Here is a 19,827-nt window from a genome sequence, read left to right as displayed (position 1 = left end):
CGTTCAACCGATGCGCAGCGCCACCTTGCCGAACTGCGCGCCGGACGCCAGGCGGTCGAGCGCCGCGTGCACCTGGTCCAGCGGGTATTCGCTGTCGATCACGGGGCGCAGGCCGGTGCGCTCGACGAAGCCGAGCAGGTCGCGGAACTCGCCCAGCGTGCCCAGGGTGGAGCCCAGGATCTGCAACTGCCGTATGAAGATGCGGCGCAGGTCGGCGGCGGGCTGGTCGCCGCTGGTGGCGCCGCAGGTGACCAGGCGGCCGCCGCGCACCAGCGATTTCATGGCTGAGGGCCAGACGGCCTCGCCGACGTTCTCGAACACCACGTCCACGCCGCGCCCGCCGGTCAGGGCCAGCACCTCCCTGGCCACGTCCTGGGTCTTGCCGTTGATGCCGTGGTCGGCCCCCAGGGCGCGGGCGCGCTCCAGCTTGGCACCGTCGCGCGAGGTGACGATGGCGCGCGCGCCGATGGCCTTGGCCAGCTGCAGCCCGGCCAGCGACACGCCGCCGCCGATGCCGAAGACCAGCACCGTCTCCCACGGCTGCAGGCGCGCCTTGGAAAACAGCATGCGCCAGGCCGTCAGGTGGTTCACGCCCAGGGCCGCCGCCTCGGCCCAGCCCAGGTGCGCCGGCTTGGGAAAGACCTGCGTGGCGGGCACCTGTATCGCCTCGGCGAAGGTGCCGTCGCGGTGCTCGCCCAGGTACTGGATGTGTGTGCACAGCACGCTGTCGCCGCGCTGGCAGAACGCGCAGCGGCCGCAAGCCACGCCGGGGTGGATGACCACCTCCTGGCCGGGGCGCAGCAGCGGGTCGCCTTCGTCGCAGGCCTCGATGGTGCCCGCGCCGTCCAGGCCCATGACCTGCGGCAGCCGGTGCGTGATGCCCGCGCCGCTGTTGCGCATGTACAGGTCCACCTGGTTCAGGGTGGCCGCGCGCATGCGCACGCGCACCTCGCCGGGCGCGCGCTCCGGCAGATGGTGCGCGCGCACCTGCACGATGTCGTTGCCGCCGTGGCCGGTGATGAAGGCTGCTTTCATAGTGGGTGCTGGTTCGCGGCTTGCACCGCGAAGCTCCAAGTCAGTTTTCCATGGCGCTGCGCATGAAACTGGCGCGGCCCATGCGCGGGCCACCGCGCAAGGGCCGCCCCGCCGCGCTGGTGGCGTCCCCCCGCCCGCGCGAAGCGCGAGAGCGGGGGGAAGACGCGAAGCGTCTCAGGGGGGCACTTTTAGAACGCGTGGCGCAGCCCGACCATGATGCCCGTCTGGTTCTGGCCCGCAACGGGTGCCAGCGCGGTGTTGCTCACGCCCACCGAGGGCGAGAAGCGCGCGTTGCCGTCGTTGCGCAGGGCGCCCACGGTGGCGTAGGCGGCCGTGCGCTTGGAGAACGCATAGGTGCCGCGCAGCGCCAGCATCTTGCCGCCGTCGTCGCTGTCCTTGTAGGCGAAGTGGTAGTACTGCGCCTCCAGCGTGATGGCCTGCGTGACCGGGTGGGCCACGCCCAGCGACCACAGGCTGCTCTTGCGGTAGGCATCGGCCGCCGCGTCGTTCTTGCGCTGCATGTAGTTGGCCACCAGCTTGGTCTGGCCGAGCGTGGCGTAGCCGCTCAGGGCCAGGCGCTGGTCCTTCTTGCCGCTCAGGTCGGCGGTGGCGGGGGTGTCGCCGCTGCCGTCCAGGCCGCGCTGTTCGTCGATCCAGGTGCCCACGCCCCAGCCGGGCGCGTCGTACTTCAGCACGGCGGACCAGGCGCGGCACTCGCTGCCCTTGCCGCGCTCGCCGGGGCAGGTCTGCGCGTCCTTGCCCAGGCTGTAGAGCGCGCCCAGCGTCACGCCGCCGAACTTGCCCAGGTAGGCCAGGGCGTTGTCCAGGCGCGGGCCGGCCAGGTAGGTGTCGAACGCGCCGGCGCCGTAGATCTGCGCCAGGAAGATGTCGGTGTTCGCCGCGCCGGGGAACAGCATCGAGTACTGGCGCCCCAGCGACACCGTGCCCCAGCCGCCGGACAGGCCGACGAAGGCCTGGCGGCCGAAGGCGCGGCCGCCTTGCTGGAAGGCGCCGTTGTCGGAGCCGAAGCCCGATTCGAGCGTGAACACGGCCTTCAGGCCGTCGCCCAGGTCTTCGCTGCCGCGCAGGCCCCAGCGCGAGGCGGCCGAGCCGGCGATGCTGGGCATGCGCGTGATGCCGCCGCCGGCGCTGGTGTGGTTGAGGCGCTCGACGCCCGCGTCGATGAGTCCGTAGAGGGTGACGTTGCTCTGGGCATATGCCGGGGCGGCGAGGGCGCCGCACAGCGCCAGGGCGCTGGCGAGGGACAGGGGGGTGCGTTGCATGGGGTCTCCTTTGGGGGTGGTGGTTGGCGGGGTGGGCCGGGTCACAGCTTGCACAGCGGCGAGGCGGGCGGCGTCAGGGTGGCGGGGTAGCTCTGCTCGATCACCGGGCGCAGCACGCCGTCGGCCACCTTCACGCGGGCGATGTAGTTGGGAATCAAGAGCTGGTTGTCCGCCGCGCGCACCGTGGCCTTGCCGTACAGCGTCTCCACCTCGGCGCCGCGCAGGGCCTTCGTCACGTCCAGCGGCTTGGTGCTGCCGGCCAGCTTCACGCCCTGCAGCAGCACCATGGCGCCGTTGTAGGCCTGGCCCTCGGTGTCGGAGGGCAGGCGGTTGTGTTTTGCCTTGAAGGCGGCGGCGAAGGCCTTGCTCTGCGGCGTGTCGATGTCGGGCGTGTAGCCGACGTTGCCGGGCACGTTGGCGAGCGCGTTGCCCGTGGCGTTGACGATGAAGTTGGACAGCAGCGCGTGGCCGATCAGCGGGGTCTTCGGGATCAGGCCGAAGTCCGCCGCCTGCTTGGTGAAGGCGATGGCGCCCGACACGTCGGCCACCCAGACGGCGTCGGCGTTGGCGTTCTTGAGCTGCTGGATGTAGGGCGCGTAGTCCTTGGTGCCCAGCGGCACGAACAGCTTGGTGCCGACCTTCTTGCCCTGCGCGGTGACGGCGGCCTCGAAGGACTTGGCCGAGTCCTGGCCCCACACGTAGTCGGCGGCCATGATGGCGAAGTTGTTGCCGGGCAGGGTCTTGGCCCACTCGTTGATCATCGCCAGGTCCATGGCGTCGGAGTGGTTGGTGCGCACGAAGCGCGGGCTGCAGGCGTCCTGCGTGAGCTTGTCGGCCTTGCTGATGGTGCCGATGAAGGCCGCGTCCCAGCGCGCCAGATTCTGGCTGATGGCCAGCGAGATGGACGAGGTGATGGGGCCGATGATGAGGTTGTGGCCCTCGCGCGAGAGCTTCTCGGCCACGCGGCGGCCGGCGTCGGGCGTGCTCTCGTCGTCGCCCTCGGCCAGCACGACCTTGCGGCCATCGACGCCGCCCTTGGCGTTGGCTTCATCGACGGCGAACTTGATGCCGTTGGCCACGTCCGCGCCCATGGTGGCGAAGGCACCGGACTTGGACGTGACCAGCGCGATCTTCACCGGCTCCTTGGCCTGGGCCAGGGCCGCCAGGGGCAGCGCGGCCGCCAGCGCGGCACCGGCCAGCAGGGTGTGGGTTTTCAACATGTCTGTCTCCTTGTGGTTGGGGTTGAGAAAAAAGCGTTAAACCGCGACGTGTTCGGCCAGTGCCCGCATGCCTTCGGGCGAGGCATCGACGGGGCCCTCGGCCACCACCGCGCCCTTGGCCATGGCCAGGTAGCGGTGCGCCACGCGGGCCACTAGGCTCAGGTTCTGCTCGATGAGCAGCAGCGCGGTGCCCTGGCCGGCGACCAGGTTGAAGATGTCGGCCAGTTGATCGACGATGACCGGGGCCAGCCCTTCGGTCGGCTCGTCCAGCAGGATCAGGCTGGGGTTGGACATGAGCGCGCGGCCCACGGCCAGCATCTGCTGCTGCCCGCCCGACAGCGCCGTGCCGGGGGTGTGCGCGCGCTCCTGCAGGATGGGGAACAGCTTGTAGATCCCGGGCACCGTCCACGGCCCCTTGCGGGCGGTGGCGCCGCCGAGCAGCAGGTTCTCCTCCACCGTCAGGTTGGCCACGATGCGCCGCCCCTGCGGCACCACCACCACGCCGCGCTGTGCGGCGATGTAGGGGCGCGGGCGCGCGATGGTCTCGCCGCCGATGCGCACCGTGCCGTGGCGCAGTTGCGCCAGGCCCAGGATGGTGTTGACCACCGTGGTCTTGCCCACGCCGTTGCGCCCGATCAGCGCCACGCGCTCGCCGGCCTCCACGTGCAGGCTCAGGCGGTGCAGGATGTGGGCCGCGCCGTAGAAGGCATCGGCTTCGTTCAATGTCAGCAGGGCGGTCATGCAGCGCTCCCCAGGTAGGCTTCGCGCACGCGCGCATCGGCGCGCACGCTGGCCGGGTCGCCGCTGGCGATCACGCGGCCCAGTTCGAACACGGTGACGGCGTCGGAGATGCCGAACACCACGTCCATGTCGTGCTCGACCAGCAGCACCGACACCTCCCAGCGCGAGGTCAGCGCCTTCAGGTGGCGCGCCAGGTCGTGCGACTCCTTCACCGACAGGCCCGCCATGGGCTCGTCCAGCATCAGCAGCTTGGGGCGGCCCACCAGAGCCAGCGCCAGGTCCAGGCGGCGCTGCTCGCCGTAGCCCAGGTCCTCGGCAACCATGTGGGAGAGGCGCGCCAGGTCGAGCTCCTCCAGCACGGCGTCGGCATCGGCGCCGCTGTCGGCCACGCCCATGCGGTGCGAGGCCAGCTCCACCTGGCGGCGCACTGCCATGCCCGCGAAGATGCTGGTGCGCTGGAAGCTGCGCGACAGGCCGCGCTGGCGGCGCTCGACCGCGCCCAGCGCGGTCACGTCCTCGCCGTCGAGCAGCACGCGCCCGCGCGTCAGGCGCCGGCGCCCGGTGATGGCGTCGATCACGGTGGACTTGCCCGCGCCGTTGGGGCCGATGAGGCCGCGGATCTGGCCCTTTTCCAGCGTCAGCGCGACGCCGTCGAGCGCCTTCACGCCGCCGTAGTGGATGGCCACGTCCTCGGCCTGGAGCACGTAGTGGGTGGTCATGGGTGGCTGCCTTTCTTCAGGGGGCCGTGGCGCAGGCGCTGGCGCAGCTTGGCCAGCGCGCCGGTGATGCCGTCGGGCGAGAACACGATCACCGCGATCAGCGCCGCGCCGAACAGCGCCATGGAGTGCGTGGCCCATTCGCCCAGCAGGTCCTTGAACAGGAAATAGACGATGGCGCCGACGATGGGCCCGGTGGCGCGCTTGAAGCCGCCCACCACCACCATCAGCAGCGTGATGGCCGAGGCGCTCCAGTGCAGGCTCTCGGGCGAGACGAAGCCCGTGTTCAGCGCCGACAGCAGCCCCGCGATGCCCGTGACCACGGCCGACAGCGCATACACCAGCGCGCGCGGCACGGTGGTTTGGATGCCGATGAAGCGCGCGCGCTCCTCGTTGTCGCGGATGGCCTCGGTCACGGCGCCAAAGCGCGTGCCCAGCAGCCACAGCAGCGCGCAGGTCACGGCCACCATCAGCGCCCAGGCCAGCATGAACAGCGTGGCCGGCTGCAGCAGCGTGGCCTGGGGCACGCCGAACAGCGTGTCGGGCCAGGGAATGCCCATGCCGTCGGCCCCGCCGGTCAGGCCGCGTGCGCGCGAGGCCAGCAGGTAGGCCATCTGGCCGATGGCCAGCGTCAGCATGCCGAAGGCGATGCCCGGCACGCGCACGATGACCAGCCCGATGAGGAAGGCCCCGGCGCCGATGGCCGCCAGCACCGCCAGCAGCGCCAGCTCGGCCGGCATCCACTGCAGCGTGAGGGCCACGCCCATGCCGTAGCCCGCCGCGCCGAAGAACAGCGCGTGGCCGAAGCTGACCAGGCCGTTCTGCCGCAGCAGCACGCCCACGCCGAGAGCGAAGATGGCGTAGATCACCGCCTGGGTGAACATGCCCAGCAGGCTGGCGGACTGGGTCAGCCCCATGACCAGCGCGCCACCGAGGAGGGCGAGCAGCGCGAGAAAACCGATGCGCGAGAGACTCATGGCATGGCTCCCGGCATCAGGTGCGGCTGCCGGCCAGCCCCGAGGGCTTCCAGACCAGCACGGCGATCATGAACAGGAAGGGCAGCAGCACCGACACCTGCGGCAGGTAGACGGCGCCGATGGCCTGCATCATCCCCAGCAGCAGCGCGGCGGCGAACGCGCCCGCCAGCGACCCCAGCCCGCCGATGACGACCACGACGAAGGAGTCGATCAGCACGTCCGAGCTCATGTGCGGCGACAGCGACAGGAACGGCGCCGCCACCACGCCCGCCAGCCCCGCCAGGGCCGCGCCCAGGCCGACCACGCCGGCGCTCAGGGTGTCGGTGTTCACGCCCTGCATCGAGGTGGTCACCGGGTCGGTGCTGGCCGCGCGCACGAACAGGCCGATGCGCGAGAAGCGCAGCCACAGCGTCAGCCCCAGCGCCACGGCCGCGCCGACCACGATGACGCCGATGCGGTAGGCCGGCAGGCTTTCGCCGAACACGCTGACGGAGAAGTTCAGCAGCCCGGGCGTGAACAGCGAGTGGTTGCCCTTGCCCCAGACGAAGGCCACCAGGTCTTCCAGGATGAGCAGCAGGCCGAAGGTGACCAGCATCACGTTGAGCGGCTCGCGGTCCTGCAGCAGGCGCAGGCCGTAGCGGTCCAGCAGCACGCCCACCACGGCCATGGCCAGCGGGGCCGCCAGCAGCGCCACCCAGAAGTTGCTGTGCATGGCCACGGTGAAGCCGATGTACGCCCCCAGCATGTAGAGCGCGCCGTGGGCGAAGTTCACCACCCGCCGCAGGCCGTAGATCAGCGCCAGGCCCGAACTCATGATGATGAGCAGGGCGCCGTACACCAATCCGTTGAACAGATTGATCGTCAACATTGCGTTGTCTCCTTGGGCGCCCGCGGGGCGGGCGCCGGTCTTTTCTCGTGATGCGGGCGGCCGGCCCTTGTCGTGTGTCGTTGTGCAGGCAGGGCCGCCGGGGCTGGGAATCAGCCGTGGGTGAATTCGGGCGGGCGCTTTTCCAGGAAGGCGCGCATGCCCTCGCGCGCGTCGGCGCTGGCGAAGCGCCCGTACAGCGCCTGGCGCTCGAACGCGATGCCCTCGGTGAGCGCGCCTTCCCAGGCGCGGTTGACCGATGCCTTGATGGCCATCAGCGCGGGCAGCGAGCAGCCCGCGATCTGCGCCGCCAGCGCCTGCGTGCGTTCGGCCAGCTCGGCGTCGGGCACCACGCGCGAGACCAGGCCGTAGCGGTCGGCCTCGTGCGCGTCCAGCACGCGCGCCGACAGGCACATGTCCATGGCCTTGGCCTTGCCGATGGCGCGCGGCAGGCGCTGCGTGCCGCCGGCGCCGGGCAGCAGCGCCAGCTTCACCTCGGGCAGCGCGAAGCGCGCCGACTCGGCCGCGACGACGATGTCGCAGGCCAGCGCCAGCTCGCAGCCGCCGCCCATGGCCGGGCCCGCCACGGCGGCCAGCACGGGCTTGCGCACCTGGCGGATGGTTTCCCAGTTGCGCGTGATGAAGTTGCCGTGCACCACGTCCATGTACGAGGCGTTGGCCATGGCGTCGATGTCGGCGCCGGCGGCAAACGCCTTGTCGCCGCCGGTGATGACGATGGCGCCGATGGCCTGGTCGGCATCGAAGGCCAGCAAGGCCGCGCCCAGGGCGTCCATCAGCGCGTCGTTGAGCGCGTTGCGCTGGCGCGGGCGGTGCAGCGTGATCCAGCCCACGCGCCCCTGCACGCGGGTCTGGATGGGGGTGTCGTTGTCGCTGTGCATGGCTTTGCTCCGCTTACTCCGGCGTGTTGCGGATCAGTTCCCGGATGGACTCGCGCAGCTTGAACTTCTGGATCTTGCCCGAGGGGGTCGCGGGCATGGCCTCCTGGACGATGACGCGCTCGGGCACGTACTGGATGGCGACCTTGTGCTCCTTCATGAAGCGCTGCACCTCGGCCAGGTCGATGCGCTGGCCGGCCTTGGGTACCACCACGGCGCAGGCGCGCTCGCCCAGGCGCTCGTCGGGGTAGGAGACGACGGCGGCCATGGCGACGGCCGGGTGCTTGTACAGCAGCGACTCGATCTCCACCACCGGGATGTTCTCGCCGCCGCGGATGATCACGTCCTTGCTGCGCCCGGTGATGCGCACGTAGCCAAGTGCGTCGATGCGCGCCAGGTCGCCGGTGTCGAACCAGTCCTCGGCATCGGTGCCGTTGAGCTGCGGGCGCTTGAGGTAGCCGCCGAAGTTGGAGCAGGCGCGCAGCAGCAGCTTGCCCGATTCGCCCGGGGGCAGGGCGCGGCCGTCCACGTCCACCACCTTGATCTCCACGCCGGGCAGCGGGCGGCCGTCGGTGTTCACGGAGCGCTCGTCGCCGTCATCCAGCAGCGTGGTGGTGACGGCGCCGTTCTCCGTCATGCCCCAGGCGGACACCACCTTGGCGCCCAGCGCCGCGCGCGCCTGCTCCACCAGCGCGCCGGGAATGGGCGCGCCAGCGCACAGGAAGGTGCGCAGCGTGGGCACGCCGGGGCCGCCGGCCTGCACGTCCTCGGCCACGGTGCGCGCCAGGTCGGTGAGGAAGGGGGTCGAGGCCATGGTGAACGTGACCTGCTCCGACTGGACCAGCGCCGTGGCCTTCTTCGGCTCCCACACGTCCTGCAGCACCGCGCTGGCCTTGAGCACGATGGGCATCATCAGCCCGTACATGAAGCCCGTCTGGTGCGCCATGGGCGAGGCCATGAGCACCACGTCCCCGGCGTCCAGCTCCATGCGCGCGGCGTAGGGAATGATGTTGGACAGCAGCGTGTTGGCCGAGTGCATCACGCCCTTGGGCTCGCCCGTGGTGCCCGAGGTGTAGATGAGCTGCGTCACGTCGTCCGGGCCGGGGCGGCTGCGCGTGAGGATGTCCTGCGCGTCGGCTTCTTTTTCCCATTCGGGGCCGGACAGCAGCGCCTCGAAGCTGTTCGCGCCCTGGCCGCCGACGGCGATGACGTGCTTCAAGGCGGGCAGGCTGGGCTGCAGGCCGGTGACCATCTGCTCGAAATCGAAGCCGCGGAAGACCTTGGGCACGATCATGGCCTTGGCCTCGCCGTGCTGGAGCATGAACGACAGCTCGCGCTCGCGGAAGATGTGCATCAGCGGGTTCATCACCGCGCCGATGCGCGAGCACGCCAGGTAGGTCAGCGTGAACTGCCACCAGTTGGGCAGCTGGCAGGCCACCACGTCGCCCGGGCCCACGCCCAGGCGCGCCAGGCCCACGGCGATGCGGTCGGCCATGCGCGCCATCTCGCGGTAGGTGAAGCGGCGCACCTCGCCCGTTTCCACCTGCACCGCCGTCAGCGCCAGCTGGTCGGGGCAGGCGGCGGCGCAGGCGTCCAGCTCGCCGTTGATGGTGCGGTCGTGCCACAGGCCCTGGGCAATCAGGTGCGCGCGGCGCGGCGGCAGCAGGATGGCGTCGAATTGCATGGTGTGTCTCCGTCGGTCGTTATCAAAAAGAGGAGCTGCTGGCGCTTGCTGCACAGGGTTTTTGCATTGTTTTCATTTGCAAACCCTTGTGCGGCAAGCGCAAGCTGCTATGGTTTTTTTCAGGCCGGCACGAACCGGCGCCCGGCGCGCGTGCGCGCGATGATGGTTTTCATGATCTGCGCCGTGCCGTCGCCGATCTGGAAACCCAGCACGTCGCGCAGGCGCTGCTCCATCGGGCCGCGGTCGTAGCCGCCGTGGCCGAAGCACAGCAGGCACTGGTGGATCACGTCGTAGGCCAGCTTCGGCCCCCACCACTTGGCCATGCCGGCCTCGGCGCTGTGCGGCAGGCCCTGGTCCTTGAGCCACAGGCCCTGCAGGCACAAGAGGCGCGCGCCCTCCACCTCGGTGTCGTAGCTCGCCAGCGGGTGCGTCACGCCCTGGAAGGCCGCCAGCGGCTGGCCGAAGGCCTCGCGCTCGGTGATGTACTGCCAGGTTTCCTCCAGCGCCACGCGCGCCACGGCCAAGCACTGCAGGCCGATGAGCGAGCGCGAGAAGTCGAAGCCGTGCATCACCTGCACGAAGCCCTTGTTCTCGTCGCCCAGGCGGTGGCTCACGGGCACGCGCGCGTTCTCGAAGAAGATCGAGCCGCGCCCGATGGCGCGCTGGCCGTGGCAGTCGAAGCGGCTGGTGGTCACGCCGGGCGTGTCCATGGGCACGAGCAGCGCGGTCACGCCGTGCGCGCCCGATTCGGGCGTGCCGGTGCGGCCGAACACCACGCAGATGTCGGCCTGGTCGGCGGCGGAGATCGAGGTCTTCTCGCCGTTGATGACGTATTCGTCGCCCACGCGCTCGACCTTCAGGCGCAGGTTGGCCGCGTCCGAGCCGCCGCGCGGCTCGGTCAGCGCGATGGCGCAGATGCTCTCGCCCGCGATGATCTTCTGCAGCCACGGCGTGACGACTTCCGCCTGGCCGTAGCGCGACAGGATCTGGCTGTTCAGCGAGGCCAGCAGGTTCACGTAGGAAAAGCTCAGGTCGGCGCGCGCGATTTCCTCATGCACCACGCCTGCCGCCAGGCAGCCCATGCCGAGGCCGCCGAACTGCTCGGGCAGCTCGGGCACGATGAAGCCCAGCGCGCCCATCTCGCGCATCAGCGCGCGGTCGAAGGTGCGGCTCTGGTCGCGCTGCAGGAAGCCCGGCGCCACGCGCTCCTGGGCAAAGCGGCGCACGGTCTCGGCCAGCGCCTGCAGGTCTTCGGTGATGTAAGGGTTGTGGGCATGTCCCATGGTTTGCGAAGTTGTCCCGGTTGGTTGATGATGCTGCGTAGTTCACAGCGCATTAAGTAAATATGTTTACCAAAATTCTAAGGATGCCCCGGACGGATGGCAAGCCTGCAACACGAGAGAATAATCATGGTTAACCCGAGTGAAGAGGGCAATTCGGCCAAGATGGAGCTTGCCAACAGGTTGTTCTTCAGGCTCTATCAGTGTGCAAATATGTTGCACAAAACGGGAACGCGGGCGGTGGAGGAGGAGGGGCTGACGACGCAGCAGTGGGCCGTCCTCGGCGCGCTGTCGCGCGCGCAGGCGCAGGGCGGCATGGGCATTGGCGAGCTGGCCAAGTACCTGATGGTGAGCCGCCAGAACCTGTCGGGCCTGATCGGCCGCATGGAGCGCGACGGCCACGTCGCCGTGGCCCCGGACGGGCGCGACCGCCGCTCGCGCCTGGTGACGATGACGGCCTCGGGCCAGCATGTCTGGCATGTGCTGGCGCGCCCGAAGATCCTGGCCTACTACCAGGAAATCCTGGGCGATTTCTCGATCAACGACGTGACCCACACGCTGCACTACCTGCTCAAGATCCTGGAGAACATGCAGCGCATCGACGCCGACTGGGTCAATGGCGGCCAGGAGGCCGATGCGGCCGATGCGCCCGATGAGATATAGATAAAAAACGGCGCCAGCCCTTTACGGGAAAGCGCCGCAAGCTATCTTTCGGATAGCACCTTGGAGAACCTTCAAAGTCTCACATGCCCGCGTAATTAGGCCCACCGCCCCCCTCGGGCGTGACCCACACGATGTTCTGCGTCGGATCCTTGATATCGCACGTCTTGCAGTGCACGCAGTTCTGCGCATTGATCTGCAGCCGCTCGGTGTGGTCGTCGTTCTTCACGAACTCGTACACCCCGGCCGGGCAGTAGCGCGCCTCGGGCCCGGCGTACTGTGCCAGGTTGATGCGCACCGGCACGGCGTCGTCCTTGAGCGTCAGGTGCGCCGGCTGGTTCTCCTCGTGGTTGGTGTTGCTGATGAACACGCTGGAGAGGCGGTCGAAGGTCAGCTTGCCATCGGGCTTGGGGTAGTCGATGGGCTGGCATTCGCTGGCCGGTTTCAGGTACGCGTGGTCCGGCTTGTCGCGGTGCAGCGTCCAGGGAATGTGCCCGCGCAGCACGAACTGCTCGAAGCCGTTCATCAGCGTGCCCACCGCCAGGCCGTGCTTGAACCAGTTCTTGAAATTGCGGTCCTTGTTCAGCTCGGTATGCAGCCAGCTGGACTCGAACGCCTTGGGGTAGTCCGCCAGCTCGTCGTGCTGGCGCCCCGCGGTGACCGCGTGGTACGCCGCCTCGCCCGCCAGGGCGCCGGTCTTGATCGCGGCATGGCTGCCCTTGATGCGGCTGACGTTCAGGAACCCCGCATCGCAGCCCACCAGCGCGCCGCCCGGGAACACCGTCTTGGGCAGCGAATTGATGCCGCTGGCATTGATCGCGCGCGCGCCATAGGACAGGCGCTTGGCCGTCACCTCGCCCTTCTCGTTCTCGAAGTACCAGCGGATGTTGGGATGCGTCTTCCAGCGCTGGAACTCCTCGAACGGGCTCAGGTACGGATTGGTGTAGCCCAGCCCCGTGACGAAGCCCAGCGCCACCTTGTTGCCCTCCAGGTGGTACAGGAAAGCACCGCCATAGGTCTTGCTGTCCATGGGCCAGCCGGCGGTGTGCATGACGAAGCCCGGCTGGTGGCGCGCCGGGTCGATCTCCCACAGCTCCTTGATGCCCAGGCCGAAACTCTGCGGATCGCGGCCTTCGTCCAGGTGGTATTTGGCGATGACCTGCTTGCCCAGGTGGCCGCGCGCGCCCTCGGCGAAGATGGTGTACTTCGCCAGAAGCTCCATGCCGAGCTGGAAATTCCCGGTCGGCTCGCCGTCCTTGCCCAGGCCCAGGTTGCCCGTGGCCACGCCCCTGACGGCGCCGCCCTCGGTGTAGAGCACCTCGGCGGCGGCGAAGCCCGGGAAAATCTCCACACCCAGGCCCTCGGCCTGCTCGGCCAGCCACTTGGTCACATCGCCCAGGCGCACGATGAAATTGCCATGGTTGTGCGCGAAAGGCGGCAGGAACAGGTTGGGCACGCGAAACGAAGACGTCTCGCCCAGGAAGACATAGGCATCGTCCGTCACCGGCTGGTGCAGCGGCGCGCCACGCGCCTTCCAGTCGGGGAACAGCTCGGTCAGCGCCTGCGGGTCCATGATGGCGCCCGAGAGGATGTGGGCGCCGGGCTCGGAGCCTTTCTCCAGCACCACGACCGAGACCTCCTGGCCTTTCTCGGCCGCCAGTTGCTTGATGCGGATGGCCGTGGCCAGGCCTGCGGGGCCGCCGCCCACGACCACCACGTCGTATTCCATGGACTCGCGCGGGCCGTAGGTGCTGAGGATGTCGTAGGGGTGCATCACACGCGCTCCAGCACCAGCGCAATACCCTGCCCGACACCAATGCACATGGTGCACAGCGCATAGCGCCCGCCCGTGGCGTGCAGGCGGTTCACCGCCGTGGTGGCCAGGCGCGCGCCGCTGGCGCCCAGCGGGTGGCCCAGGGCGATGGCGCCGCCCCAGGCGTTCACCCGTTCGTCGTCGTCCGGCAAGCCCAACTGGCGCAGCACCGCCAGGCCCTGGGCGGCGAAGGCTTCGTTGAGCTCGATCACGTCCAGCTGCGCGAGCGTCAGGCTGGTCTGCGCCAGCACCTTCTGCGTGGCCGGCACCGGGCCGATGCCCATGAGGCGCGGCGCCACGCCCGCCACCGCCATGCCCACCACGCGCGCGCGCGGCGTCAGGCCGTGGCGCGCGGCGCTGGCCTCATCGGCCAATAGCAGCGCGCAGGCGCCGTCGTTCACGCCGCTGGCGTTGCCCGCGGTCACCGTGCCGTCCGGGCGCACCACGCCCTTGAGCCGGGCCAGCGCCTCCAGGCTGGTCGCGCGCGGATGCTCATCCTGGCGCACGACAAGGGACTCGCCCTTCTTCTGCGCGATAGCCACCGGCACGATCTCGCGCGCCAGATGGCCGGCCTGCTGCGCGGCCAGCGCCTTGCACTGGCTGGCCAGGGCCATGCGATCCTGCGCCGCGCGCTCGATGCCGAATGCCTGCGCCACGTTCTCCGCCGTCTCCGGCATCGAATCCACGCCGTACTGCGCCTGCATCAGCGGGTTGACGAAACGCCAGCCAATGGTGGTGTCATACACCGCGTTGGCCCGGCTGAAGGCACTCTGCGCCTTGGGCATGACGAACGGCGCGCGGCTCATGCTCTCCACGCCGCCGGCGATCACCAGGCCCGCCTCGCCCGCCTTGATGGCGCGCGCGGCGCTGCCCACGGCATCCAGGCCCGAGCCGCACAGGCGGTTGATGGTGGCCCCCGGCACCTCCATGGGCAGGCCCGCGAGCAGGCTGGCCATGCGGGCGACATTGCGGTTGTCCTCGCCGGCCTGGTTGGCGCAGCCGTAGAGCACATCGGCCACGGCAGCCCAGTCCACGCCGGGGTTGCGCGCACGCAGGGCCTTGAGGGGCAGGGCGGCGAGGTCGTCGGTGCGGAGGCTGCAGAGGGCGCCGCCGTAGCGGCCGAAGGGGGTGCGGATGGCGTCGCAGATGAAGGCTTGGGGCATGGGGCGAGAAAGGAAATTCAGGGTTGCAGCAGGATGGACAGGTCGCCAGCGGCGAAGCCGTGGCCGCTGGCGCGGGCCAGCGCGCCGAGCTCCTGGTTCAGGGCCGGCAGGCCTTGCTGGCGCGCCCAGAACACCGGGCCGCCTTCCCGGCGCGGGAAGCCGTAGCCGTTCGCCAGCACCACGTCGATGTCGCCGGCGCGCCGGGCCACGCCCTGCGCCAGCAGCAGCGCGGCCTCGTTGGCCATGGCGAGCAGGGCGCGGCGCTGGATGGCCGCGGCCGGCAGCGGCTGGCGCGCGATGCCGCGCCGCGCCGATGCCTCGGTGATCAGCGCGCGCACGGTGGCGTCGCTGGCGGGGGCCTGGCGGCCGCCGGTGTAGGCGTAGTAGCCCGCGCCGGTCTTGCGGCCCAGGCGGCCCTGCTCGCACAGCCGGTCGAGGATGTCCACGTAGCGCTCGCGCGGGTCGCGCGTGGCGGCCTGGGCCTTGCGCATGCGCCAGGCGATGTCCAGGCCGGAGAGGTCGGCCACGGCAAACGGCCCCATGGCCATGCCGAAGTCCTGCAGGGCGCGGTCCACGTCCTCGGGCCAGGCGCCGTCCTCCAGCATGAATTCGCACTGGCGGCGGTAGGCGTTGTAGATGCGGTTGCCGATGAAGCCGAAGGCGTTGCGGCACGCCACGGGCAGCTTGCCCAGGCGCTGGCCCAACTGCATGCCGGTGGCGAGCACGTCCGCCGCCGTCTGCGTGGCCTGCACCACTTCCAGCAGCTTCATGACGTGCGCCGGGCTGAAGAAGTGCAGACCCAGCACGTCCTGCGCCCGCGCGGTGGCGCTGGCGATGGCGTCCACGTCCAGGTACGAGGTGTTGGTGGCCAGCACCGCGCCGGGGCGCGCATGCTGGTCGATCTGGTGGAACACCGCCTGCTTCACGGCGAGGTCTTCGAAGACCGCCTCGATCACCAGGTCGGCGCGGCCCACGTCGGGCCAGTCGCAGGAGGCGGTCAGCCGGGCCTCGGCGGCCGCGGCCTGGGAGGCCTTGAGCTTGCCGGCCTCCACGCGGCCCTGGTAGTGGCTGGCCACGCGCTGCCGCCCGGCACGCAGCGCCTCGGCGTTCTGTTCGAGCAGGATGACCTCCAGCCCGGCATTCAGCGCCGCGATGGCGATGCCCGCCCCCATGGTGCCGGCACCGATCACGGCGAGGGTCTGCAGCGGCCGGGGCGTGGCCTGCTCCGGGGCGGGGGCGTGCGTGGCCTCGCGCTCCGCGCGGGCCAGGTGGTGCAGCGCATCGGCCTGCGCCGTGTCGCAAGGCGGGGCCGCGCCGTGGGTGCCTGGGGAATGGGTCATGGTCAAATCGGCCTCCAGCGCTTGTCCATCAAGCGTAAGCAGCTATTGTTTTGATAGTTTCAGTTGGCGAAGGCCGGGATACCGGTCTGCGCGCGCCCCAGGATGAGCGCATGCACATCGTGCGTGCCCTCGTAGGTATTGACCACCTCCAGGTTCACCAGATGGCGCGCCACGCCGAACTCGTCGCTGATGCCGTTGCCGCCGAGCATGTCGCGCGCCAGGCGGGCGATGTCCAGCGCCTTGCCGCAGTTGTTGCGCTTGATGAGTGAAGTAATCTCCACCACGTTCTGGTGCTCGTCCTTCATGCGGCCCACGCGCAGCGCGGCCTGCAGGCCCAGGGTGATCTCGGTCTGCATATCGGCCAGCTTCTTCTGCACGAGCTGGTTGGCCGCCAGCGGGCGGCCGAACTGCTGGCGGTCCAGCGTGTACTGGCGCGCCGTATGCCAGCAGAACTCGGCCGCGCCCATGGCGCCCCAGGCAATGCCGAAGCGCGCGCTGTTCAGGCAGGTGAACGGCCCCTTGAGGCCGCGCACCTCGGGGAAGGCGTTCTCCTCGGGCACGAACACATCGTCCATGACGATCTCGCCGGTGATGGAAGCGCGCAGCCCCACCTTGCCGTGGATGGCGGGGGCGCTCAGGCCCTTCATGCCCTTGTCCAGGATGAAGCCGCGGATCGGGCCCACCGCGCCGCCTTCGGACACCTCCTTGGCCCAGACCACGAACACGTCGGCCACCGGGCTGTTGGTGATCCACATCTTGCTGCCCTTGAGCTTGTAGCCGCCATCGACCTTGTAGGCGCGCGTGGCCATGGAGCCGGGGTCCGAGCCATGGTCGGGCTCCGTCAGGCCGAAGCAGCCGATGAATTCGCCGCTGGCCAGCCTGGGCAGGTACTTCTGCTTCTGCGCCTCGGTGCCGAAGGCATGGATCGGCACCATCACCAGGGACGACTGCACGCTGGCCATGGAGCGGTAGCCCGAATCCACGCGCTCGATCTCGCGCGCGATCAGGCCGTAGCTGACGTAATTCAGGCCCGCGCCACCGTAGGCCTCGGGAATGGTCGGCCCGAGCAGGCCGAGGGCGCCCATCTCGCGGAAGATGGAAACGTCGGTTTTTTCATGGCGGAACATGTCCTGCACGCGCGGGGCGAGCTGGTCCTGGCAGTAGGCGGCGGCGGCATCGCGGATGGCGCGCTCGTCGGCGCTGAGTTGCTGGTCGAGCAGGAACGGATCGTCCCAGCGGAAGGCGTTGTGGTGGTTGGCCATGGTGGTGAATTGCGTCGAAAAGAGGAAAGAGGGGCGTGCTTCAGTCTTGGCGTAGCAGCTCGCGCCCGACGATGAGCTGCTGGACCTGCGTCGTGCCTTCGTACAGCCGCAGCAGGCGCGCGTCGCGGTAGAAGCGCTCCACGGGGTATTCGTTGATGTAGCCCGCGCCGCCATGGATCTGCACGCCGCGGTCGGCCACGCGCCCCACCATTTCGGTGGCGAAGAGCTTGGCGCAGGAAACGCGCATGGAAACGTCCGGGTCGGACACGTGGGCCGGCTTGCCGTCGAAGCGCTGGGCCACCTCGCGCACCAGGGCCCAGCCGGCGAGCAGCTCGGCCTGGCTGTCGGCCAGCATGGCCTGGATGAGCTGGAATTCCCCGATGGGCTTGCCGAACTGCCTGCGCTCGCGGGCGTAGCGGCGCGATTCGTCCAGGATGCGCGACGCCAGGCCGCAGGAGACGGCCGAGATGTTCAGGCGCCCGCGGTCGAGCACCTTCATGGCGGTCTTGAAGCCCTGCCCGGGCACGCCGCCGATGATGTTCGCGGCCGGCACGCGCGCGTTTTCCAGGATCACGTCGCAGGTCTTGGTGCCGCGCTGGCCCATTTTCCGGTCGTTCCGGCCCAGCTTCAGGCCCGGCGTGTCCGCCGGGACGATGAACGCGGACACGCCGCCCGCGCCTTCCCCGCCGGTGCGCGCCATGAGCGTGAAGGCGCCGGCGCGCGGGGCGTTGGTGATGAAGCGCTTGGTGCCGTTGAGCACGTAGTGGTCGCCATCCAGCGCGGCGCGCGTCTTGAGCGAGGCGGCGTCGGTGCCGGCGTCGGGCTCGGTCAGCGCGAAGGACATGACCAGCTCGCCGCTGGCCACCCGGGGCAGGTACGCGGCCTTCTGCTGCGGCGTGCCGTCCATGAGGATGCCCTGCGAGCCGATGCCGATGTTGGTGCCGAACACCGAGCGGAAGGCGGGCGCGGTGCGCCCGAGCTCGTAGTTGACCAGCACCTCCTGGCTGGCCGAGAGGCCGATGCCGCCGTATTCCTCCGGCACGGTGAGGCCGAACAGGCCCAGCTCCTTCATGTCCTGGACGATGCCGGGGGGAACCTCGTCGTGTTCTTCGAGGTGGTTCTCCGCCGGCACCAGGCGCTCGCGCACGAAGCGCTGGATGGTGGCCAGCAGGAGGTCAAAGGATTCGGCGTCGAGTGCCATGCGCTGCGCTCCAGGACTTATTTGGCGAACTTGCGGAACTCGGGCTTGCGCTTTTCCTTGAGCGCATTGACGCCTTCGCGCGACTCATCGGTGTCGTAGTAGAGCTTGAGCGCATACATGCCCAGCCCGGCGATGCCGGCCTGGTGGGCGGTATCCATGTTGAAGCTGCGCTTGGCGATGGCCAGGGCCGTGGGGCTGCGCTCGCACAGCTCCTCGCCGATCTTCTGCACCTCGGCATCGAGCTGGTCGTGCGGCACGCAGAAATTCGCCAGGCCCATGGCCACCGCCTCGGCACCGCTGTAGCGGCGGTTCAGGTACCAGATCTCGCGCGCCTTCTTCTCGCCCACCACGCGCGCCAGGAACGCCGTGCCGTAGCCCGGATCGACCGAGCCCATCTTCGGCCCGACCTGGCCGAACTGCGCCTTGTCGGAGCAGATCGTCAAATCGCAGATCGTCGCCAGCACGTTGCCGCCGCCGATGGCGAAGCCCTGGACCCGCGCGATCACCGGCTTGGGCACGTCGCGGATGGCGGTGTGCAGCTCCTCCATCGGCAGGCCGATGGTGCCGCGCCCGTCGTAGTTGCCGTTGTGCGCCGACTGGTCGCCGCCGGTGCAGAAGGCCCGGTCGCCGGCGCCCGCCAGCACGATGGCGCCCACCGCGCGGTCGTAGCCCGCCTTGTTCAGCGCGCGGATGATCTCGTCGCAGGTCTGGCCGCGAAAGGCGTTCATCTTCTCCGGCCGGTTGATCGTGATCCAGGCCACGCCGTTCTTCACTTCGTACAGGATGTCTTCAAAGTTCATGGTGTTTTCTCCTTGGATGAATGGATGCGCCGAATCAGCCGTGCATGGTCAGGCCGCCCGACACGCTCAGCACTTGGCCGGTGACGAAGCCCGCGTCGTCGCTGGCGAAGAAGGCGATGGCCGAGGCCAGGTCGTCGCCCTGGCCCAGGCGGCCCATGGGAATGGCGCTCTTGAACGCCTCGATCAGCTTGGCCGGGTCGCGCGCGCCCTCGGCCACGCCCGCGAGCAGGGCGGTGTCGGTGGGGCCGGGGCACACCGCATTCACCGTGATGCCATGGCGCGCATGCTCGCGCGCCAGCGTCTTCGAGAGCGCCACCAGCCCGCCCTTGCAGGCCGAATACACCGCCTCGCCCGAGGAGCCGCCGCGCGCCGCGTCCGATGCCACGTTCACCACCCGGCCATAGCCGCGCTGCACCATGCCCGGCAGCACGGCGTGCAGCATGTGCAGCGCGCCCGTCAGGTTGATGGCGATCAGCTTCTCCCACTCGCCGGGGTTCGTCTTGAGGAAGGGCTTGAACACGTCCCAGCCCGCGTTGTTGACCAGCGCGGCCACCGGGCCGAGCCGTGCCTCGGCAGCGGCCACGGCGGCATCCACCTGCGCGCGGTCGGTGATGTCGCAGGCGAAGGCCGCCGCCTGTCCGCCAGCGGCGGCAATGGCCGCCACGGTGCGCTCGGCGGCGGCCAGGTCGCGGTCGAACACCGCGACGCGCGCGCCCTCGGCCGCCAGGCGCTGGCAGGTGGCTCCGCCAATGCCGCCGCCGCCGCCGGTCACGATCACTGTCTTGTCTTCAAAGCGTTTCATTGCATATCCCATGGTTTGCCAGGAGGGCCGCGTGGGCCGGTAATGCCGCATGGTGTGCGGCGAATTAAGTAAATATGTTTACTAAAATT

The 19,827-nt window shown here is 69.6% G+C and carries 18 protein-coding genes; 1 reads left to right on the top strand and 17 read right to left on the bottom strand.

The features are described 5' to 3' along the window. Positions 1 to 3: 3 nt before the first annotated feature. The 10 genes from YS110_07445 to aliB all read right to left on the bottom strand — a co-directional run bounded on the left by YS110_07445 (position 4) and on the right by aliB (position 10,700). Complete coding sequence (locus YS110_07445; protein UJB64591.1) at positions 4 to 1,035, bottom strand: zinc-binding dehydrogenase; 1,032 nt, start codon at positions 1,033 to 1,035, stop codon at positions 4 to 6. A gap of 188 nt (positions 1,036 to 1,223) precedes the next feature. After that, the gene (locus tag YS110_07440) at positions 1,224 to 2,318 is read right to left on the bottom strand and encodes a porin (protein ID UJB64590.1); all 1,095 of its coding nucleotides are present in this window, start codon (positions 2,316 to 2,318) and stop codon (positions 1,224 to 1,226) included. Positions 2,319 to 2,359: 41 nt separating this feature from the next. Further along, complete coding sequence (locus YS110_07435) at positions 2,360 to 3,538, bottom strand: ABC transporter substrate-binding protein (GenBank protein UJB64589.1); 1,179 nt, start codon at positions 3,536 to 3,538, stop codon at positions 2,360 to 2,362. Between the two features lie 36 nt (positions 3,539 to 3,574). After that, positions 3,575 to 4,279: an ABC transporter ATP-binding protein gene (locus YS110_07430; GenBank protein ID UJB64588.1), complete on the bottom strand. Its 705-nt coding sequence runs from the start codon at positions 4,277 to 4,279 to the stop codon at positions 3,575 to 3,577. Next, complete coding sequence (locus tag YS110_07425) at positions 4,276 to 4,998, bottom strand: ABC transporter ATP-binding protein (GenBank protein UJB64587.1); 723 nt, start codon at positions 4,996 to 4,998, stop codon at positions 4,276 to 4,278. Before YS110_07425 ends, YS110_07430 begins: the two co-directional genes overlap by 4 nt. Beyond that, positions 4,995 to 5,972, bottom strand: coding sequence for a branched-chain amino acid ABC transporter permease (locus YS110_07420; GenBank protein UJB64586.1), 978 nt, complete (start codon positions 5,970 to 5,972; stop codon positions 4,995 to 4,997). Before YS110_07420 ends, YS110_07425 begins: the two co-directional genes overlap by 4 nt. A 16-nt stretch (positions 5,973 to 5,988) precedes the next feature. Then, positions 5,989 to 6,840: a branched-chain amino acid ABC transporter permease gene (locus YS110_07415; protein UJB64585.1), complete on the bottom strand. Its 852-nt coding sequence runs from the start codon at positions 6,838 to 6,840 to the stop codon at positions 5,989 to 5,991. Positions 6,841 to 6,950: 110 nt separating this feature from the next. After that, positions 6,951 to 7,736 (bottom strand): enoyl-CoA hydratase/isomerase family protein, encoded by a 786-nt coding sequence (locus tag YS110_07410; protein UJB64584.1) that lies wholly within the window; start codon positions 7,734 to 7,736, stop codon positions 6,951 to 6,953. 13 nt (positions 7,737 to 7,749) lie between these two features. After that, on the bottom strand, positions 7,750 to 9,417 hold the full coding sequence (aliA, locus tag YS110_07405; GenBank protein UJB64583.1) for a cyclohexanecarboxylate-CoA ligase: 1,668 nt from the start codon (positions 9,415 to 9,417) through the stop codon (positions 7,750 to 7,752). A 119-nt stretch (positions 9,418 to 9,536) separates the two neighbouring features. Beyond that, positions 9,537 to 10,700: a cyclohexanecarboxyl-CoA dehydrogenase gene (aliB, locus tag YS110_07400; GenBank protein UJB64582.1), complete on the bottom strand. Its 1,164-nt coding sequence runs from the start codon at positions 10,698 to 10,700 to the stop codon at positions 9,537 to 9,539. 126 nt (positions 10,701 to 10,826) lie between these two features. Between aliB and YS110_07395 the strand changes: the two genes are divergently transcribed. Further along, entirely contained in the window at positions 10,827 to 11,360 is a 534-nt protein-coding gene (locus YS110_07395; protein UJB64581.1) for a MarR family transcriptional regulator, read from the top strand. 79 nt (positions 11,361 to 11,439) lie between these two features. On the opposite strand, the gene YS110_07390 is transcribed toward YS110_07395, so the two are convergent. The 7 genes from YS110_07390 to YS110_07360 are packed head-to-tail and all read right to left on the bottom strand — an operon-like array spanning position 11,440 to position 19,738. Then, complete coding sequence (locus tag YS110_07390) at positions 11,440 to 13,131, bottom strand: electron transfer flavoprotein-ubiquinone oxidoreductase (protein ID UJB64580.1); 1,692 nt, start codon at positions 13,129 to 13,131, stop codon at positions 11,440 to 11,442. Continuing rightward, positions 13,131 to 14,333, bottom strand: a complete 1,203-nt coding sequence (gene pcaF, locus YS110_07385; GenBank protein UJB64579.1) for a 3-oxoadipyl-CoA thiolase — start codon at positions 14,331 to 14,333, stop codon at positions 13,131 to 13,133. Before pcaF ends, YS110_07390 begins: the two co-directional genes overlap by 1 nt. Before the next feature lie 17 nt (positions 14,334 to 14,350). Further along, positions 14,351 to 15,673: a hypothetical protein gene (locus tag YS110_07380; protein ID UJB64578.1), complete on the bottom strand. Its 1,323-nt coding sequence runs from the start codon at positions 15,671 to 15,673 to the stop codon at positions 14,351 to 14,353. A 59-nt stretch (positions 15,674 to 15,732) separates the two neighbouring features. After that, complete coding sequence (locus tag YS110_07375; GenBank protein UJB64577.1) at positions 15,733 to 16,935, bottom strand: acyl-CoA dehydrogenase; 1,203 nt, start codon at positions 16,933 to 16,935, stop codon at positions 15,733 to 15,735. A gap of 40 nt (positions 16,936 to 16,975) precedes the next feature. Further along, positions 16,976 to 18,136, bottom strand: a complete 1,161-nt coding sequence (locus tag YS110_07370) for an acyl-CoA dehydrogenase family protein (GenBank protein ID UJB64576.1) — start codon at positions 18,134 to 18,136, stop codon at positions 16,976 to 16,978. Between the two features lie 17 nt (positions 18,137 to 18,153). Further along, positions 18,154 to 18,936, bottom strand: coding sequence for a 2-ketocyclohexanecarboxyl-CoA hydrolase (gene badI, locus YS110_07365; GenBank protein ID UJB64575.1), 783 nt, complete (start codon positions 18,934 to 18,936; stop codon positions 18,154 to 18,156). 34 nt (positions 18,937 to 18,970) lie between these two features. Next, positions 18,971 to 19,738 carry a glucose 1-dehydrogenase gene (locus YS110_07360; GenBank protein UJB64574.1) on the bottom strand — a complete coding sequence of 256 codons (768 nt, stop codon included), beginning with the start codon at positions 19,736 to 19,738 and terminating at the stop codon, positions 18,971 to 18,973. Between the last annotated feature and the right edge of the window lie 89 nt (positions 19,739 to 19,827).

Origin of the sequence: Acidovorax sp. YS12 (assembly GCA_021496925.1) — a bacterium.
GTDB lineage: Bacteria > Pseudomonadota > Gammaproteobacteria > Burkholderiales > Burkholderiaceae_C > Paenacidovorax.
This window is presented reverse-complemented; position numbering and strand designations above follow the sequence as displayed.